The organism is Pseudomonas sp. C5pp (assembly GCF_000814065.1).
Lineage (GTDB): Bacteria > Pseudomonadota > Gammaproteobacteria > Pseudomonadales > Pseudomonadaceae > Aquipseudomonas > Aquipseudomonas asiatica.
The window spans coordinates 55452-73205 of record NZ_JWLN01000015.1 but is presented as its reverse complement, the minus strand read 5'-3'; the positions used below and the strand labels follow the sequence as shown (position 1 = coordinate 73205).

The window sequence follows — 17754 nt, the reverse complement described above, 5'->3', positions numbered from 1 at the left end:
GCTTATTGGAGACAAGAATAATGACATGCCGTAGCGCTCAGCCCCTCCTTCCCAACACACCGTGCGGCACCCCCGCGTGGTCTGGCACCGGCCGCAAAGGCGAGGTGCGCCATGACTGACAACCGCGAAAAGATCCAGCTCACCCGCGCGCTGAAAAGCCGGCACATCTTCATGCTGTCGCTGGGCGGGGTGATCGGCACCGGGCTGTTCATGGGCTCGGGTGTGACCATCAACCAGGGTGGCCCGATAGGCGCGATCCTGGCCTACCTGGTCGCGGGTTTGCTGATGTACCTGGTGATGGTCTGCCTGGGCGAGCTGTCGGTGCAGATGCCGGTGTCCGGTTCGTTCCAGGCCCACGCCACCAAGTTCATCGGCCCGGCCACCGGCTTCATGATCGGCTGGGTGTACTGGATGAGCTGGGCCACCACCGTGGGCCTGGAGTTCACCGCCGCCGGCATGCTGATGACCCGCTGGTTCCCGGAGGTGCCGATCTGGTATTGGTCGGCGCTGTTCGTGGTCGTGCTGTTCGGCCTCAACGCCCTGGCCACCCGTGCCTTCGGCGAGGCGGAGTACTGGTTCTCGGGGATCAAGGTGGCGACCATCCTCGGCTTCATCATCATCGGCATGTTGGTGATCTTCGGCGCCATCCCGCTGAGCAGCGGGGCGCCAGCACCGATGCTGGACAACCTGGTGGGCGAGTCGCTGTTCCCCCATGGCCTGTCGGCGGTGTTCGCGGTGATGATGACCGTGGTCTATGCCTTCCAGGGCTGTGAAATCATGGGGGTGGCGGCCGGCGAGACCGAGCACCCGGAAAAGAGCATCCCGCGGGCCGTGCGCAACGTGGTGTTCCGCGTGCTGATCTTCTACGTGCTGGCGATTGCCGTGCTCTCGGCCATCGTGCCGTTCGAGCAGGCCGGGCTGATGGAAAGCCCGTTCGTGCAGGTGTTCGACATGGTGGGTATTCCCTTTGCCGCCGACCTGATGAACTTCGTCATCCTCACCGCCATCCTCTCGGTGGGCAACTCCGGGCTGTACGCCTCCACGCGCATCCTCTGGGCCATGTCCAAGAGCGGCATGGCGCCGAAAAGCCTGTCGCCGCTGAGCAAGCGTGGCGTGCCGTTGCGGGCGCTGAGCATCACCCTGTGCTTCGCGCTGATCTCGCTGATGACCAGTTTCATTGCCGCCGACACCCTGTTCATGGTGTTGATGGCGGTGAGTGGCATGTCCGGCACCGTGACCTGGATCGTCATCGCCCTGGCGCAATACCGCTTCCGCAAGGCCTACCTGCGAGATGGTGGGCAACTGCAGGACCTGAAGTACAAGGCGCCGCTGTACCCGCTGGTGCCGCTGCTGTGCATCACCCTGTGCAGCTCGCTGTTCGTGTTCCTGGCGCTGGATGAAACCCAGCGGCCGTCGTTGTACTGGGGCTTTGGCTTCATTGCCCTGTGCTACGCGGCGTACTTCTTCGTCAACCGCCGTCGGCAGGGGGCCTTCGAGCCGAGTGTGCCAGGGGTTTGATTCGGGTGTTGGGCTGAAGATTGCCGGGGCCGCTTTGCGGCCCATCGCGACACAAGGCCGCTCCTACAAGAGATCGCGCGAGGCCGGGCCGATGCGCGATTCCCCTGTAGGAGCGGCCTTGTGTCGCGATGGGGCGCAAAGCGCCCCCAGCAATCCGTCAGTTGTACAAAGTTGTAACAACCACCTCCTATCTGAACCTTGATACAACAAATAAAGCTAATAAAAACAACGATATATATCGTTTTCAAGCGTTGTTACAGCCCCATCCCCGCCCAATTGCCGCCTTGTTGAACACTCGTTTAGTATCTCCCTCATCAAGCCCTCTCAAACCATCACAACAACACCGAGGCCCCCCATGACCACCCCGTCGTCGTCACTGTTGAAGGTCGAAGCCGGCGTTGCCTGGATCACCCTCAACCGCCCCGAGCAGCGCAATGCGCTGGACATCCCCACCCTCAAGCAACTGCACGCCCTGCTGGAAACCTGCAACAGCGACCCGGCCGTGCGCGTGGTGGTGCTGACCGGCAGCGGGCGCAGCTTCTGCGCTGGTGCCGACCTGGCCGAATGGGCCGCGGCCGAGGCCCAGGGCACCCTGGAGAGCTACGGCTGGACCGAAACCGCCCACGCCCTGATGTTGCGCCTGCACAGCCTCGACAAGCCCACCATCGCTGCCATCAACGGCACCGCCGTGGGCGGTGGCATGGACCTCAGCCTGTGCTGCGACCTGCGCATCGCCGCAGCCTCGGCGCGCTTCAAGGCCGGCTACACCAGCATGGGCTACAGCCCCGATGCCGGTGCCAGCTGGCACCTGCCACGGCTGATCGGCAGCGAGCAGGCCAAGCGCCTGTTGTTCCTCGATGAACTGTGGGGTGCCGAACGTGCCCTGGCGGCCGGGCTGGTCAGCGAAGTCTGTGCCGACGAGCAACTGCCCGCCGTGGCCGCCGAGCTGGCCGGGCGCCTGGCCAACGGCCCCACCTTCGCCTACGCGCAGACCAAGCGGCTGATCCGCGATGGCGCCCGGCGCACCCTGGCCGAGCAGCTGGAGGCCGAGCGCCAGGCCGGCCTGCTGTGCGGCCGCAGCCAGGACGGTGCCGAGGCACTGCAAGCCTCGGTGGAGCGCCGCGCACCCCGTTTTACCGGCCAGTAACCCGATAACCGACCCTCACCAGGACCTTCGCAGATGAATTTCCAACTGACCCAAGAACAAGAAATGTTGGTGGAAGCGGTACGCAGTTTTGTCGCCAAGGAGCTGCTGCCCCATGAGGAGGCAGTGGACCGCGCCGATGCCGTGTCGCCCGAGCTGGCTGCGCAGATCCGCGGCAAGGCCATCGCCGCCGGGTTCTATGCCTTCAACATGCCCGAGGAGGTCGGCGGCGGTGGCCTGGACTATCTGTCCCAGGCGCTTATCGAGCGCGAACTGTCCAAGGTGTCCTGGGCCCTGCACGTGTTCGTCGCGCGGCCATCGAAAATCCTCATGGCCTGCAAGGACGAGCAGATCAACGACTACCTTTTGCCCTGCGTGCAGGGCGAGAAGATCGACTGCTTCGCCCTCACCGAGCCGGGCGCCGGCTCCGATGCCAACGCCATCAAGACCCGTGCCGTGCGCCAGGGTGACGACTTCGTCATCAACGGCAGCAAGCACTTCATCAGCCATGCCGGCCACGCCGATTTCGCCATCGTCTTCGCCGTCACCGACACCTACGAGCACAACGGGCGCAAGCGAAATGCGGTAACGGCCTTGCTGGTCGACCGTGGCACGCCGGGCATGACCATTCGCCGTGGTCCCAAGTGCGTGAGCAACCGTGGCTACCACACCTACGAGCTGTTCTTCGACGACTGCCGGGTGCCGGCCAGCAAGGTGCTGGGCGAGGTCGGCAAGGGCTGGGAGGTGGCCAACGCCTGGCTCACCGCCGGCCGGGTGATGGTCGCCGCCAACTGCGTGGGCCAGGCCCAGCGTGCCCTCGACCTGTCGCTGCAATGGGCCGCCGACCGCAAGCAGTTCGGCCAGGCCATTGGCAGCTACCAGGGCGTGTCGTTCAAGCTCGCCGACATGGCCACGCAGATTCGCGCTGCGGAAATGCTCACCCTGCACACCGCCTGGAAGATGGACCAGGGCAGCATGACCGACGGCGAGGCCGGCATGGCCAAGCTGTTCGCCAGCGAGGTGCTGGGCAAGGTTGCCGACGAAGCCGTACAGATCTTCGGTGGCATGGGCCTGATGGATGAAGGGCCGGTCGAGCGCATCTGGCGCAACGCACGCATCGAGCGCATCTGGGAAGGCACCTCGGAAATCCAGCGGCACATCATCGCCCGCGAACTGCTGCGCCCGCTGCTGCGCTGAGCGCCAGGAGAACACCCATGTCGCATTCGATTCGTGACAACCTCAAGCGCCTGCTGGCACCCCGGCACCTGGCCTTCGTCGGCGGGCGCAGCATGGCCCGGGCGCTGAAGCGCTGCGCCGAAGGTGGCTTTGGTGGCGAGCTGTGGCTGGTCAACCCGCAGCATGACAGCCTCGAAGGCATTCCCTGTGTGGCACGGGTGGCCGACTTGCCCCATGCCCCGGACGCGGTGTTCATCGCCACCAACCGCGAACTGACCCTGCAGTGCGTTGCCGAGCTGGCCGCACGCGGCGCCGGTGGCGCCATCTGCTATGCCTCGGGTTTTGCCGAAAGCGGCGAAGAGGGCCGCCAGCTGCAGCAGCGCCTGCTTTCCGCCGCCGGCAACATGGCCTTGCTCGGCCCCAACTGCTACGGCCTGCTCGACTACCTGCACGGCGCTGCCCTGTGGCCGGTGGCCCATGGCGGCCAGCAGGTGGAGAAGGGCGTGGCGATCCTCACCCAGAGTGGCAACTTCGCCTACAACCTGTCGATGAGCGACCGCTCGCTGCCGGTGGCCTACATGGCCTCGGTCGGCAACCAGGCACAACTGGGCGTGGCCGAGCTGATGGACGTGCTGCTCGACGACCCACGGGTAACCGCCATCGGCCTGCACCTGGAAGGCCTGAAGAACGTGCCGGGCTTCGCCCGTGCTGCCTGCAAGGCATTGCAGCAGGGCACGCCGATCATTGCGCTGAAGACTGGCGTGTCGCAGATCGGCGCCGAACTGGCGCTCAGTCACACCAGCTCGCTGTCCGGCTCCGATGCCTTGTACGACAGCCTGTTCCAGCGCCTGGGCGTGATCCGCGTCAGTGGCCCGGTGAGCTTCGTTGAAACCCTCAAGGCCGCCGCCTGTGGGCGCCTGCCGGTGAATGGCGAGCTGATCGCCCTGGCCTGCTCGGGTGGCGATGCCGGCTTGATCGCCGACTATGCCGAGCGCAACCAGCTGGTCCTGCCGAAGCTCGCACAAGGGCAGGTGGCGCAGTTGGCCGAGGTGCTGCCGGCCTATGCCAACCTGGTCAACCCGCTGGACTTCACCACGGCCATCTGGGGTGATGCAGCGGCCCTGCAACGCATGCTCGACAGCACTCTGAGCGGCGCAGCCGACGCGGCCATGCTGGTGCTGGACTACCCGGCGGAGTTCACTGGCGAACGCAAGGAATGCGACCTGCTGCTGGCGCTGTACTGCGATGCGCTGGAACGCCACGGCAAGATCGGCTTCGTCACCTCGGCATTCCCGGAGCTGTTGCCCGCCTGCGCGCGCCAGCGTTTGCACGCGCGTGGCATCGCCGCCCTGCAGGGCGTGGAGGATGGCCTGGCAGCCTGGGGGCGCATCGTCGCCTACCAGCGCAACCGCCAGCGGCTATTGGAACAGGGTGAGGCCACGCGGGTACCGCTGTGCCCGCAGTCCATCGCGGGCGAGGGCCAGCTGCTGGACGAATGGCAATCCAAGCAAGCCCTGCGTGCCTTCGGCCTGCCGGTACCGGCAGGGGTGCTGAGCACACCCGAGCGCGCTGTGGCAGATGCCGCCCGCGTCGGCTATCCGCTGGTATTGAAGGCGGTCAGCGCGCAACTGCCGCACAAGACCGAAGCCGGTGCGGTGGCGCTGAACCTGCGCGATGCCGCCGCCCTCGAGGTTGCGCTGGTGCAGATGCGCCAGCGCATCGCCGCCTACGCCCCGCAGGTAGCGTTCGACCAGGTATTGCTCGAACCGATGGCCGAGCCGCCGCTGGCCGAACTGATCGTCGGCATCAAGCGCGAGCATGACTTCGCCCTGGCCCTGGTGATCGGTGCCGGTGGCGTGCTGGTCGAGCTGCTCAAGGACAGCGTCAGTCTGTTGCTGCCAACCACCGACGATGCCATCCGCAGCGCGCTGCTCGGCCTGCGCAGTGCCAGCCTGCTGCAAGGCTTCCGTGGCCGCCCGGCCGCCGACCTCGACGCAGTGGTTGCGGCTATCCGCGCGGTGGCCGACTACGCCTGCGAAAACGCCGGGCAACTGCTGGAGCTGGATGTGAACCCATTGATGGTCGGTGCCCACGGCACGACTGCGGTCGACGCGCTGATCCGCCTCGGCCAGGCGCAAGGAGAACGACATGAATAAGCACACCCCGACCGCCGGCCAGGCGTTGGTGCGCCTGTTGGCCAACTACGGCGTGGAGACGGTTTTCGGCATCCCCGGCGTGCACACCCTGGAGCTGTACCGCGGCCTGCCGGGCAGCGGCATCCGCCATGTGCTGACCCGCCACGAGCAGGGCGCCGGCTTCATGGCCGACGGCTATGCACGGGTAAGCGGCAAACCGGGGGTGTGCTTCGTCATCACCGGCCCGGGCGTGACCAATGCCGCCACCGCCATCGGCCAGGCCTACGCCGACTCCATCCCGATGCTGGTGATTTCCAGCGTCAACCACACTGCCAGCCTGGGCAAGGGCTGGGGCTGCCTGCACGAAACCCAGGACCAGCGCGCCATGACCGCGCCGATTACAGCGTTCTCCGCCGTGGCCCTGCACGGCGACGACCTGCCCGAGCTGATCGCCCGCGCATGGGCCGTGTTCGACAGCGAACGGCCGCGCCCGGTGCACATCTCGGTGCCGCTGGACGTGCTTGCCGCGCCGGTCAACCGTGACTGGAGCGATGAGGTAGTGCGCCGCCCCGGGCGCGGCCAGCCTTGCCGCGACATCCTCGACCAGGCCGCCATGAAACTGGCCGCCGCCAAGCGGCCGATGATCATTGCCGGTGGTGGGGCATTGCACGCGGCCGAGCAGCTGCGCCAGCTGAGCACTCGGCTGGCAGCGCCATTGTTCACCAGCGTGGCCGGCAAGGGCCTGCTGCCAGCGGACGCGCCACTGAATGCCGGCGCCAGCCTGTGCGTCGAGCCCGGCTGGCAGCTGATAAGCCAGGCCGACGTGGTGCTGGCAGTGGGTACCGAAATGGCCGACACCGATTTCTGGCGCGAGCGCCTGCCGATCAGCGGCGAGCTGCTGCGCGTGGACATCGACCCGCGCAAGTTCAACGACTTCTACCCCTGTGCCATAGCTCTGCACGGTGATGCCCGGCAAACCCTGGCCGGCCTGCTCGAGCACCTGCCAGCGCTGGACCGTGACCCGGCCCAGGCCAGCGAAGCCGTGGCCAACCTGCGCCAGGCCATTCGCAGCGGGCATGCGCCACTGCAGGCGGTGCACCAGGCGATTCTCGACCGCATTGCCGCCGTGCTGCCCGACGATGCCTTCGTCAGCAGCGACATGACCCAGTTGGCCTACACCGGCAACTACGCCTTCGCCAGCCGGGCGCCGCGCAGCTGGCTGCACCCCACCGGCTACGGCACCCTCGGCTATGGCCTGCCGGCCGGCATCGGCGGCATGTTCGCCAGCGACCATCGCCCAGGCCTGGTGCTGGTGGGCGACGGCGGCTTCCTCTACACCGCCCAGGAGCTGGCCACGGCAGTCGAAGAACTGGACCGGCCACTGGTCGTGCTGTTATGGAACAATGACGCCCTCGGCCAGATCCGCGACGACATGCTCGGCCTGGACATCGAGCCGGTCGGCGTACTGCCACGCAACCCGGACTTCGTCGGCCTGGCCCGCGCCTTCGGTTGCGCGGTGCGCCAGCCGCGTGACCTGGACGCGTTGCAGGCCGATCTGGCCAGCGGTTTCGCCACCCCCGGCGTCACCTTTATCGAACTCAAACACACCTGCGTCTGCTAAGCGGCAGACACCACGAACAACAAGAGAAATCACCATGCAATTTAGCCGTACCCTCCTGGCTGCATCCCTCGCTCTGCTGATCACTGGCCAGGCCCCGCTGTACGCCGCACCGCCCCTGTCGATGGACAACGGCACCGCCGCCCTGACCGCGCAGAACAGCAACGCCTGGGTCGAAATCAGTGCCGGCGCACTGCAACACAACATCCGTACCTTGCAGGCCGAGCTGGGCGGCAAGTCCAAGCTGTGCGCCGTGCTCAAGGCCGACGCCTATGGCCACGGTATCGGCCTGGTGATGCCATCGATCATCGCCCAGGGCGTGCCCTGCGTGGCGGTGGCCAGCAACGAGGAGGCACGCGTGGTCCGCGCCAGCGGCTTCACCGGGCAACTGGTGCGGGTACGCCTGGCCAGCCTCGGCGAAGTGGAAGATGCCTTGCAGTACGACATGGAAGAGCTGGTTGGCAGCGCCGAGTTCGCCCGCCAGCTCGATGCCATCGCCGAACGCCACGGCAAGACCCTGCGCATTCACATGGCGCTCAATTCCAGCGGCATGAGCCGCAACGGCGTGGAAATGACCACCTGGTCCGGCCGGGGTGAAGCGCTGCAGATCACTGACCAGAAGCACCTCCAGCTGGTCGCGCTGATGACTCACTTCGCCGTGGAAGACAAGGACGATGTGCGCAAAGGCCTGGCAGCGTTCAACGAACAGACCGACTGGCTGATCAAGCACGCGAAACTTGATCGCAGCAAGCTCACCCTGCATGCCGCCAACTCCTTCGCTACGCTGGAAGTGCCGGAAGCGCACCTGGACATGGTGCGTACCGGTGGCGCGCTGTTCGGCGACACCGTGCCGACGCGCACCGAATACCAACGTGTCATGCAGTTCAAGTCGCACGTGGCGGCGGTGCACAGCTACCCGGCAGGCAACACCGTTGGCTACGACCGCACCTTCACCCTGGCGCGTGATTCGCGCCTGGCCAACATCACCGTGGGTTACTCCGATGGCTACCGCCGGGTGTTCACCAACAAGGGCCATGTGCTGATCAACGGCCACCGAGTGCCAGTGGTGGGCAAGGTGTCGATGAACACCTTGATGGTCGATGTCACCGACTTCCCCGATGTGAAGGGGGGCAACGAAGTGGTGCTGTTCGGCAAACAGGCCGGGGGGGAGATCACCCAGGCCGAGATAGAAGAAATCAACGGCGCGTTGCTCGCCGACCTCTACACCGTATGGGGCAGTTCCAACCCGAAGATTCTCGTCGACTGAACTGCCAATGAAGGGAGATTGCCATGCGCTACGCCAAGCTCACTCAACACATCGCCGGCGACGGGGCTGCGGCCTGGGACATCCACTATCGCGCCCTGGCGCTGCAGGCCGAGGGTAGGGATATCCTGCTGCTTTCGGTGGGTGACCCGGACTTCGACACCCCCGCGCCGATCGTCGAGGCGGCCATCGACAGCCTGCGTTCGGGCCACACCCATTACGCCGATGTGCGCGGCAAGCTGGCGCTGCGCCAGGCCATCGCCAACCGCCACCGCCAGCGCAGCGGCCAGGCCGTCGACGCCGACCAGGTGACGGTGCTGGCGGGGGCCCAGTGCGCGCTGTACTGCGTGGCCCAGTGCGTGCTCGACCCGGGTGACGAGGTAATTGTCGCCGAGCCCATGTACGTGACCTACGAGGCAGTGTTCGGGGCTTGTGGCGCCAAGGTGGTACCGGTGCCGGTCAAGCCGGAGAACGGCTTTCGCGTGTGCCCGCGTGACGTGGCCGCGCGCATCACCCCGCGCACCCGCGCCCTGGCCCTGAACAGCCCGCACAACCCTTCGGGGGCGAGCCTGCCGCGCGCCACCTGGGAGGCGCTGGCCGAGCTGTGCATCGCCCACGATCTGTGGTTGATCTCTGACGAGGTGTACAGCGAGCTGTTGTACGACGGCGAGCATGTCAGCCCTGGCAGCCTGCCGGGCATGGCCGAGCGCACCGCCACCCTCAACAGCCTGTCGAAGTCGCATGCCATGACCGGTTGGCGGGTGGGCTGGGTGGTCGGTTCGACCGAACTTGCTACCCATCTGGAAAACCTCGCCCTGTGCATGCTGTACGGTTCGCCGGACTTCATCCAGGACGCCGCCGTGGTGGCACTGGAGCAGCAACTGCCGGAACTGGATGTTATGCGCGAAGCCTATCGCCAGCGTCGCGACCTGGTGTGCGAGCAGTTGGCCGACTGCCCGGGCATCAAGGTGCTCAAGCCCGATGGTGGCATGTTCGTGATGGTCGATATCCGCGAGACCGGCGTATCTGCCCAGACCTTTGCCGACTACCTGTTGGACAGCCAGGGCGTGTCAGTGCTTGCCGGCGAAGCGTTCGGTCCCAGCGCTGCCGGGCATATCCGCCTGGGCCTGGTGCTGGGCAATGCGGCGCTGATCGATGCCTGCCGACGCATCGCCTACTGTGCCGACGAACTGAAACGGGACTACGGCCATGCGTGAGTATGCGCGGCTGTACATCGACGGCGCCTGGCAGGTACCGAGCGGGCAGGGCATGGCCGAGGTGATCGACCCGGCCACCGAACAGGCCATCGGTCGGGTGCCGCTGGGCGCCGAGGCCGATGTCGAACTGGCGGTCATGGCCGCGCGGCGGGCCTTCGATGGCTGGTCGCGCACGCCGTCCAGCGTACGTGGCGGGTTCATAAGGGCGCTGGCCGCACAGCTGAAGAGCCGTGCGGCGGAAATGGCCTCGGTCATCACCGACGAGTTGGGCATGCCGGTGCAGTGGTGCCAGGCGGTACAGGTGGAGGGCCCGATTGCCGGGCTGGAGCAGTACGCCGAACTGGCCGGGCTGATGGATGAGGTGCGCGAAGTCGGCAACTCGCTGGTGTACCGCGAAGCCGTTGGCGTGTGCGCGTTCATCAACCCGTGGAACTACCCGCTGCACCAGATGATCGGCAAGCTGGCGCCGGCCCTGGCCGCCGGCTGCACGGTGGTGGTCAAGCCCAGCCAGGAAACACCGCTGCATGCGTTCCTGCTGGCCGAGATGATCGAGGCCATCGGCCTGCCGGCCGGGGTGTTCAACCTGGTCAGCGGGCCGGGGGCCAAGGTTGGCGAGGCCTTGGCCCGGCACCCGCAGGTGGACATGGTGTCGTTCACCGGCTCCACCGGCGCCGGGGTGCGCGTGGCCCAGGCGGCCGCGCCGACGGTGAAGCGGGTGTGCCTGGAGCTGGGCGGCAAGTCGCCGCTGCTGATCACCGCCGACGCCGACCTGCACGCGGCGGTGCGCCATGGCGTGCAGGACGTGATGATCAACTCGGGGCAGACCTGCACGGCCCTGACCCGCATGCTGCTGCCGGCCAGCCGCTACGCCGAGGCGCTGGAGATTGCCGAGGCCGAGACCCGGGCGCTGGTCATGGGCGACCCGCGTGACCCGGCCAGCTTCCTCGGGCCGATGTGTTCGGCAGGCCAGCGGCGCACCGTGCTCGACTACATTCGCCTGGGCCAGGAAGAGGGCGCGCGCCTGCTGTGCGGCGGTGATACGCCAGCCGGCTTCGAGCGCGGGTTCTACGTGGCGCCGACCTTGTTCGCCGATGTCGACAACCGCATGCGCATCGCCCAGGAGGAAATCTTCGGCCCGGTGCTGTGCCTGATCCCCTATGCCGACGAGGCCCAGGCGCTGGCCCTGGCCAACGATTCGCCGTTCGGCCTGTCCAGCGCGGTGTGGGCCGGCAGCCGCGAGCACGGCCTGGCCCTGGCGCGGCAGATACGCGCCGGGCAGTGCTTCATCAACGGTGGCGGGTTCAACTACCAGGCACCGTTCGGTGGCTACAAGCAGTCGGGCAACGGGCGTGAGTGGGGTGAGGAGGGCCTGGCGGAGTTCGTCGAGGTGAAAGCGGTGCAGTGCTGAGCCACAGCTGGAAGACAACCTGTTTTGTGTGAGGAGAATGTTTGTGAATGTACTGATCGTCCACGCTCACCCCGAGCCGCAATCGTTCACCGCTGCCCTGCGTGACCAGGCCGTGGAAACCTTCCGCGCCCAGGGCCACCAGGTGCAGGTCAGCGACCTGTACGCCATGGGCTGGAACCCGGTGGCCAGTGCTGATGATTTCACCCAGCGCGAGAACCCCGAGTACCTGGTGTATGCCCTGGAGCAGCGCCAAGGGGTCAAGCGTGGCGCCATTGCCGCGGATATCCGGCAGGAGCTGGACAAGCTGCTGTGGGCCGACTTGCTGGTGCTGAACTTCCCGATCTTCTGGTTCTCGGCGCCGGCCATGCTCAAGGGCTGGATCGACCGCGTGCTGGTGTCGGGGGTGTGCTATGGCGGCAAGCGCTTCTACGACCAGGGCGGTTTGGCGGGCAAGAAAGCGCTGGTGACCGTGACCCTGGGCGGGCGCGAGCACATGTTTGGCGACGGGGCGATTCATGGGCCGCTGGAGGACATGCTGCGGCCGATCTTGCGCGGCACACTGGCCTACGTGGGTTTCGAGGTGCTGCCGCCGTTCGTGGCCTGGCATGTGCCGTACATCAGTGACGAGGCGCGGCAGGCGTTCTTGCAGCAGTACCGGCAGCGCCTGGAGCAGCTCTCGGACGACCAGCCACTGGTGTTCCCGCGCCTGGAGCAGTTTGATGAGGCGCTTTACCCGCTGGCGTGATTGACTGTTCTGGCCCAATCGCCGGCAAGCCAGCTCTCATAGAACAACACATGACTCATTGGTTCGGCGAGGTTCTGTAGGAGCAGCCTTGTGCTGCGAAGAGGCCGGTACTGACAAAGCCTATCTGTTGCTTGCTACCGGCCTCTTCGCAGCACAAGGCTGCTCCTACAAAGGACGCGTCAGACGAGCGACATTGGTTCTCTGCGCGACAGCGCAGCCCAAAGGGCTGGGCAATCTCCCACAGGGAAATCACAGGGCTTCCGGACTGTGGAGGACCTGTGGGAGCTGGCTTGCCGGCGATTGGGCCTGTGGCCTTCATACAAAACTCACCGGCAAAAAAAGCGACCACCCACACATTCGGGGTATGTCCCCCTTCGGCAAATCCCTCGATAGTGCCCCCATCGGCTCGATCCCGAGCACTCACACGATGGAGTTGCCATGCGCAAGGTACTGAAGGTGATTGGCGGTCTGCTGCTGGCGTCTGGCGCCAGCCTGGTCCAGGCAGAAGAGGTGGACAGCGGTAACACGTTGCGGTTGTACAACTGGACCGACTATATCGGCGAAACCACCCTGGCCGATTTCGAGAAGGCCACCGGCATCAAGGTCATCTACGACACCTTCGACGGCTACGAAACGGTGCAGACCAAACTGCTCACCGGCCGCTCCGGCTACGACCTGGTCATGCTCAACGCGTCCCTGGTTCCCCCGCTGATCAACGCCGGGGTGTTCCAGGCGCTGGACAAGCGGCAACTGCCCAGTTGGCACAACCTCGACCAGCAGGTGGTGAACAACCTGCAAGGCTACGACCCCGGCCTGAAATACTCGGCGCCCTACACTTGGGGCAGCTCGGGGGTAACCTACAACGTCGACAAGATCACCGCGCGCATGCCCGATGCCCCCATCGGCTCGCTGGCCATGCTGTTCGACCCCAGGATCGTCTCGCGCTTCGCCGACTGTGGCGTCACCCTGATGGACGCGCCGACCGAAGTCATCCCGCTGGCCCTGCAATACCTGGGCAAGGACCCACGCAGCGCATCACCGGCCGACCTCAAGGCGGCCGAACAACTGCTGTTGGGCATTCGCCCCTACATTCGCAAGTTCGATTCGGTCAACTACCTCACCAGCCTGCCCAACGGCGATGTCTGCCTGGCCCTGACCTGGTCCGGCGACTACGCCACCGCCCAGGCCCGCGCGGTGGAAGCGAAGAAGGACATCAAGCTGTCGTTCTTCATCCCCCAGGAAGGCTCGCTGATCTGGTTCGACAACCTGTACATCCCCAAGGATGCGCCGCACGCGGCCAACGCCCACCGCTTCATCGAGTTCCTGCTGCAGCCGCAGACCATGGCCAAGGTCACCGACTACATCCACTACGCCAACAGCAACGCCGCCGCCACGGCGCTGGTGCGCGACGAGATCCGCCAGGACCCGGCCATCTACCCCGACGCGCAAACCCGCGAGCGCCTGTTCGCGCAGAAAACCCAGAGCCCGAAGGACATGCGCGCCATCACCCGGGTCTGGAGCACGGTCAAGACCGGTTTCTGAACACTGCCCAACGATCACTGCCAAGGAGCTGCCCATGGCCACCCCAAGCAAAGCATTCGCCATTGCCCACGATCCGCTGGTGGAAGCCGACAAGGCCCACTACATGCACGGCTACCACGTGTTCGACGAGCACCGCGAGCAGGGCGCGCTGAACATCGTTGCCGGCGAGGGCGCCTACATCCGCGATACCCATGGCAACCGCTTCCTCGATGCCGTCGGCGGCATGTGGTGCACCAACATTGGCCTGGGCCGCGAGGAAATGGCCCTGGCCATCGCCGACCAGGTACGCCAGCTGGCCTATTCCAACCCGTTCTCCGACATGGCCAACGATGTGGCCATCGAGCTGTGCCAGAAGCTTGCGCAGCTGGCGCCGGGTGACCTGAACCATGTGTTCCTCACCACCGGCGGCTCGACCGCGGTCGACACTGCCTACCGGCTGATCCAGTACTACCAGAACTGCCGTGGCAAGCCGCACAAGAAGCACATCATCGCCCGCTACAACGCCTACCACGGCTCCACCACGCTGACCATGTCGATTGGCAACAAGGCCGCTGACCGGGTGCCGGAGTTCGATTATCACCACGACCTGATCCACCACGTGTCCAACCCCAACCCGTATCGCGCCCCGCACGACATGGACGAGGCCGAGTTCCTCGACTTCCTGGTGGCCGAGTTCGAGGACAAGATCCTTTCGCTGGGGGCCGACAACGTGGCGGCGTTCTTCGCCGAGCCGATCATGGGCTCGGGCGGGGTGATCATTCCGCCCACGGGCTACTTCCAGCGCATGTGGCAGCTGTGCCAGACCTACGACATCCTGTTCGTCGCCGACGAAGTGGTGACCTCGTTCGGGCGCCTGGGCACCTTCTTCGCCAGCGAGGAACTGTTCGGCGTAACCCCCGACATCATCACTACCGCCAAGGGCCTGACCTCGGCCTACCTGCCGCTGGGGGCGTGCATCTTCTCCGAGCGCATCTGGCAGGTGATCGCCGAGCCGGGCAAGGGCCGCTGCTTCACCCACGGCTTCACCTACAGTGGCCACCCGGTGTGCTGCACCGCGGCGCTGAAGAACATCGAGATCATCGAACGCGAGCATTTGCTGGAGCACGTCAAGGACGTTGGCGGCTATCTGGAGCAGCGCCTGCAAAGCCTGCGCGAGCTGCCGCTGGTGGGGGATGTGCGCTGCATGAAGCTGATGGCCTGTGTCGAGTTCGTTGCCGACAAGGCCAGCAAGGCCTTGTTCGCCGACGAGGTGAACATCGGCGAACGCATCCACAGCAAGGCCCAGGCCAAAGGGCTGCTGGTGCGGCCGATCATGCACCTGAACGTGATGTCGCCGCCGTTGATCATTACCCATGCGCAAGTGGACGAGATCGTCGAAGCCCTGCGCCAGTGCATCATCGAAACCGCGCACGAACTCACGGCGCTTGGCCTGTACCAGGGCCGATGAACCTGGCGCAAAGGGCTGTGCGCGGGCGTGCCTGGCAGGCTAGACTGCCGGGCATGACCCAGGCCTCTCCCGACACTCCGCTTACCCTTTCACTGGGCGCGCTGCAGCAATGGCATGCGGCGCTGCAGCGCGCACTGGCCCACAGCGAAACGCCCGAGGCGCTGGCGCATGTGGCAGCCGCCATCGGCCAGCTGGTGCAGGTGGAATCGATGATGATCAGCCTCGAGTGCCAGGGGCGGGCACCGCAATTGCTGTACCAGCAAGGCATCCCCGACCTGCACCGCACCGCCGTGCTGGAGCGCTACTTCACTGCCGGCTACCTGCTCGACCCGTTCTGCCTGGCCGTGCAGAGCGGCCTGGCCGAGGGCTTCTACCACCTGCAGGACATCGCCCCGGACAACTTCTTCGACAGCGACTACTACAAGGCCTACTACCTGGGTACCGGTTGCAGTGAAGACAGCTACTACATCGTCGACCTCAGCGCTGGCCGCAAGTTGTCGCTGAGCCTGTTCCAGGGCTGCAGCGGCACACGGCTGAGTACGGGGCAGATCGACCTGCTGCGTGCGCTGGAGCCGATGGTACGCGAGCTGCTGGGGCGCTACGCCCGGCACCATCTGGAGCCCGGCCCCGCTTCGGCGGAGCGTGGCAGCCTGCAGGCGGCGTTCGACAGTTTCGGCTGCCAGGTGCTGACCGACCGTGAGCGGGAGGTGGCGCACATGATCTTGCGTGGGCATTCGGTGAAGTCCACCGCGCTGGAGCTGGGCATCTCGCCGGAAACCGTGCGCATGCACCGCAAGAACCTGTACCTGAAGCTGGAGATCAACTCGCAGTCGGAGTTGTTTGCGCGGTTTATCGACTGGCTGCGCGGTGATCGCCTGGCGGTCTAGCAGCAAAGGAGCAACTGCCTTGCTCACTATTTGAAAGCTGGCGCGATCCCTGTGGGAGCGGGTTCACCCGCGAAGCAGACACCGCGGTGGATGGCACGGGCTTCGCCCGTGTTCGCGGGTGAACCCGCTCCCACAGGTATAGCGCTGCCTCCCAATACCTCTCAGCCCCTGCCTTTAGCCAGATAGGCCGCAAACTCCGCCTCCGGCACCATGCTGCCACCGGTCCCCCAGACCAAATGCGTGGCCCTTTGCATGCGCCCGGCCGACAGGCCCATGCGCGCCAGGTACTCAGGCGCTTCAAGCACCCTGACCATGCCCGGCATCCCCGCCAGCGCCGAAGGCTCCAGCCGCGCATTCTCCTGGTCATGGGCCAGCACCAATAGCCGGTACAGCGCCTCATCGCTGACCGTGTAATAACCATCGAGCAAACGCTGCATCGCCTTGCCGACAAAGCCGGAAGGGCGGCCCACCGCCAGGCCGTCGGCGGCGGTCAGGTTGTCGATGCCGAAATCCTGCACGCTGGTGGCGTCATGCAAACCGCTGTACACCCCCAGGAACATGCAGGGCGAGTGGGTGGGCTCGGCGAAGATGCAGTGCGCATGGTCGCCCCAGATCAGCTTCAGGCCGAACGCCACGCCACCGGGGCCACCGCCGACCCCGCAGGGCAGGTAGACGAACAAGGGGTGCTCGGCATCTACCTTGATGCCCGCGGCTTCGAACTGGGCGGCCAGCCGCTCGGCCGCCACGGCATAGCCGAGGAACAGGTGTGGCGAGTTCTCGTCGTCGACGAAGTAGCAGCCCGGGTCCGTCGCCGCCTGCTGGCGCCCTTGCTCCACCGCCACGCTGTAGTCGCTTTCGTACTCGACCACCTTCACGCCATGGGCGCGCAGCTTGTCCTTCTTCCACTGGCGGGCATCGGCCGACATGTGCACGGTGGCCTGGAAGCCAAGCCTGGCGCTCATGATGCCGATCGACAGGCCGAGGTTGCCGGTCGAGCCGACCGCAACCTTGTACTGGCTGAAGAATTGCCGGGCCTGGTCGCTGGCCAGTTCCCGGTAATCGCTGTCGAGGCTGATCAGGCCGGCTGCCAGGGCAAGGTCTTCGGCATGCTTGAGCACTTCATGAATACCGCCGCGGGCCTTGATCGAGCCAGAGATCGGCAGCTCGCTGTCGGCCTTGAGCCAAAGTGAACCGCTGGCAGGCAGGCCCGCTGCCTGCAGCAAGGTGGCATGCAGTTTGGGCAGCGGGCGCAGTGGCGACTCGATGATGCCGCCGGTGGCGGCGGTATCCGGGAACACGCTGGCCAGGTAGGGGGCAAAGCGTGCCAGGCGGGCACTAGCAGCACTGACATCGGCGGCGCTCAAACCGACGTCGGCCAGGGCCTGGGCGGCCGAGGCAATGTGCGGGTTGAACCAACGGGTTTCGCGCAGGGCCACCAGGTCTTCGATCAGGGGGTGGGAGCTGCACCATGCTTGCAGTGTCTTGCCGTGAATCATGCTGGGTATTCCTGTTGGTTGGTGATGGCCGGTGTGTGACACAAAAGTGCGCCTACAGACAGACGCGGACCCTGTGGGAGCGGGTTTACCCGCGAAGAATTCAACTCGGTGCATGGCACGGGCTTCGCCCGTGTTCGCGGGTGAACCCGCTCCCACA

13 protein-coding genes are annotated in these 17754 nt (G+C 65.8%); 12 read left to right on the top strand and 1 reads right to left on the bottom strand.

Translation table 11 applies throughout. The features are described from left to right. Positions 1-111: 111 nt before the first annotated feature. From RR51_RS14400 to RR51_RS14345, 12 genes are all read left to right on the top strand, one after another. A complete protein-coding gene (locus tag RR51_RS14400; RefSeq protein ID WP_039613899.1) occupies positions 112-1518 on the top strand; it encodes an amino acid permease in 1407 nt (468 codons plus the stop codon). 355 nt (positions 1519-1873) lie between these two features. Next, complete coding sequence (locus tag RR51_RS14395; protein ID WP_039613898.1) at positions 1874-2665, top strand: enoyl-CoA hydratase/isomerase family protein; 792 nt, start codon at positions 1874-1876, stop codon at positions 2663-2665. Between the two features lie 33 nt (positions 2666-2698). Next, positions 2699-3859 (top strand): acyl-CoA dehydrogenase family protein, encoded by a 1161-nt coding sequence (locus tag RR51_RS14390; protein ID WP_039613897.1) that lies wholly within the window; start codon positions 2699-2701, stop codon positions 3857-3859. A gap of 17 nt (positions 3860-3876) precedes the next feature. Beyond that, positions 3877-5994 carry an acetate--CoA ligase family protein gene (locus RR51_RS14385; protein ID WP_039613896.1) on the top strand — a complete coding sequence of 706 codons (2118 nt, stop codon included), beginning with the start codon at positions 3877-3879 and terminating at the stop codon, positions 5992-5994. Then, the gene (locus RR51_RS14380) at positions 5987-7594 is read left to right on the top strand and encodes a 5-guanidino-2-oxopentanoate decarboxylase (RefSeq protein ID WP_039613895.1); all 1608 of its coding nucleotides are present in this window, start codon (positions 5987-5989) and stop codon (positions 7592-7594) included. The genes RR51_RS14385 and RR51_RS14380 overlap by 8 nt, the downstream gene beginning before the upstream one ends. A 34-nt stretch (positions 7595-7628) precedes the next feature. After that, the gene (gene alr, locus RR51_RS14375) at positions 7629-8858 is read left to right on the top strand and encodes an alanine racemase (RefSeq protein WP_039613894.1); all 1230 of its coding nucleotides are present in this window, start codon (positions 7629-7631) and stop codon (positions 8856-8858) included. A 23-nt stretch (positions 8859-8881) separates the two neighbouring features. After that, positions 8882-10072, top strand: coding sequence for a pyridoxal phosphate-dependent aminotransferase (locus tag RR51_RS14370; protein ID WP_013973075.1), 1191 nt, complete (start codon positions 8882-8884; stop codon positions 10070-10072). After that, complete coding sequence (locus tag RR51_RS14365) at positions 10065-11480, top strand: aldehyde dehydrogenase family protein (protein ID WP_039613893.1); 1416 nt, start codon at positions 10065-10067, stop codon at positions 11478-11480. The genes RR51_RS14370 and RR51_RS14365 overlap by 8 nt, the downstream gene beginning before the upstream one ends. A 43-nt stretch (positions 11481-11523) precedes the next feature. After that, the gene (locus RR51_RS14360) at positions 11524-12225 is read left to right on the top strand and encodes an NAD(P)H-dependent oxidoreductase (RefSeq protein ID WP_039613933.1); all 702 of its coding nucleotides are present in this window, start codon (positions 11524-11526) and stop codon (positions 12223-12225) included. Positions 12226-12663: 438 nt separating this feature from the next. Continuing rightward, on the top strand, positions 12664-13767 hold the full coding sequence (locus RR51_RS14355) for a polyamine ABC transporter substrate-binding protein (protein WP_039613892.1): 1104 nt from the start codon (positions 12664-12666) through the stop codon (positions 13765-13767). A gap of 34 nt (positions 13768-13801) precedes the next feature. Further along, positions 13802-15214: an aminotransferase gene (locus RR51_RS14350; protein WP_039613891.1), complete on the top strand. Its 1413-nt coding sequence runs from the start codon at positions 13802-13804 to the stop codon at positions 15212-15214. Further along, the gene (locus RR51_RS14345; RefSeq protein WP_039613890.1) at positions 15211-16101 is read left to right on the top strand and encodes a helix-turn-helix domain-containing protein; all 891 of its coding nucleotides are present in this window, start codon (positions 15211-15213) and stop codon (positions 16099-16101) included. The genes RR51_RS14350 and RR51_RS14345 overlap by 4 nt, the downstream gene beginning before the upstream one ends. Before the next feature lie 161 nt (positions 16102-16262). Here the strand turns inward: RR51_RS14345 and RR51_RS14340 are convergent, their stop codons facing one another. Continuing rightward, on the bottom strand, positions 16263-17597 hold the full coding sequence (locus RR51_RS14340) for a D-serine ammonia-lyase (RefSeq protein ID WP_039613889.1): 1335 nt from the start codon (positions 17595-17597) through the stop codon (positions 16263-16265). Between the last annotated feature and the right edge of the window lie 157 nt (positions 17598-17754).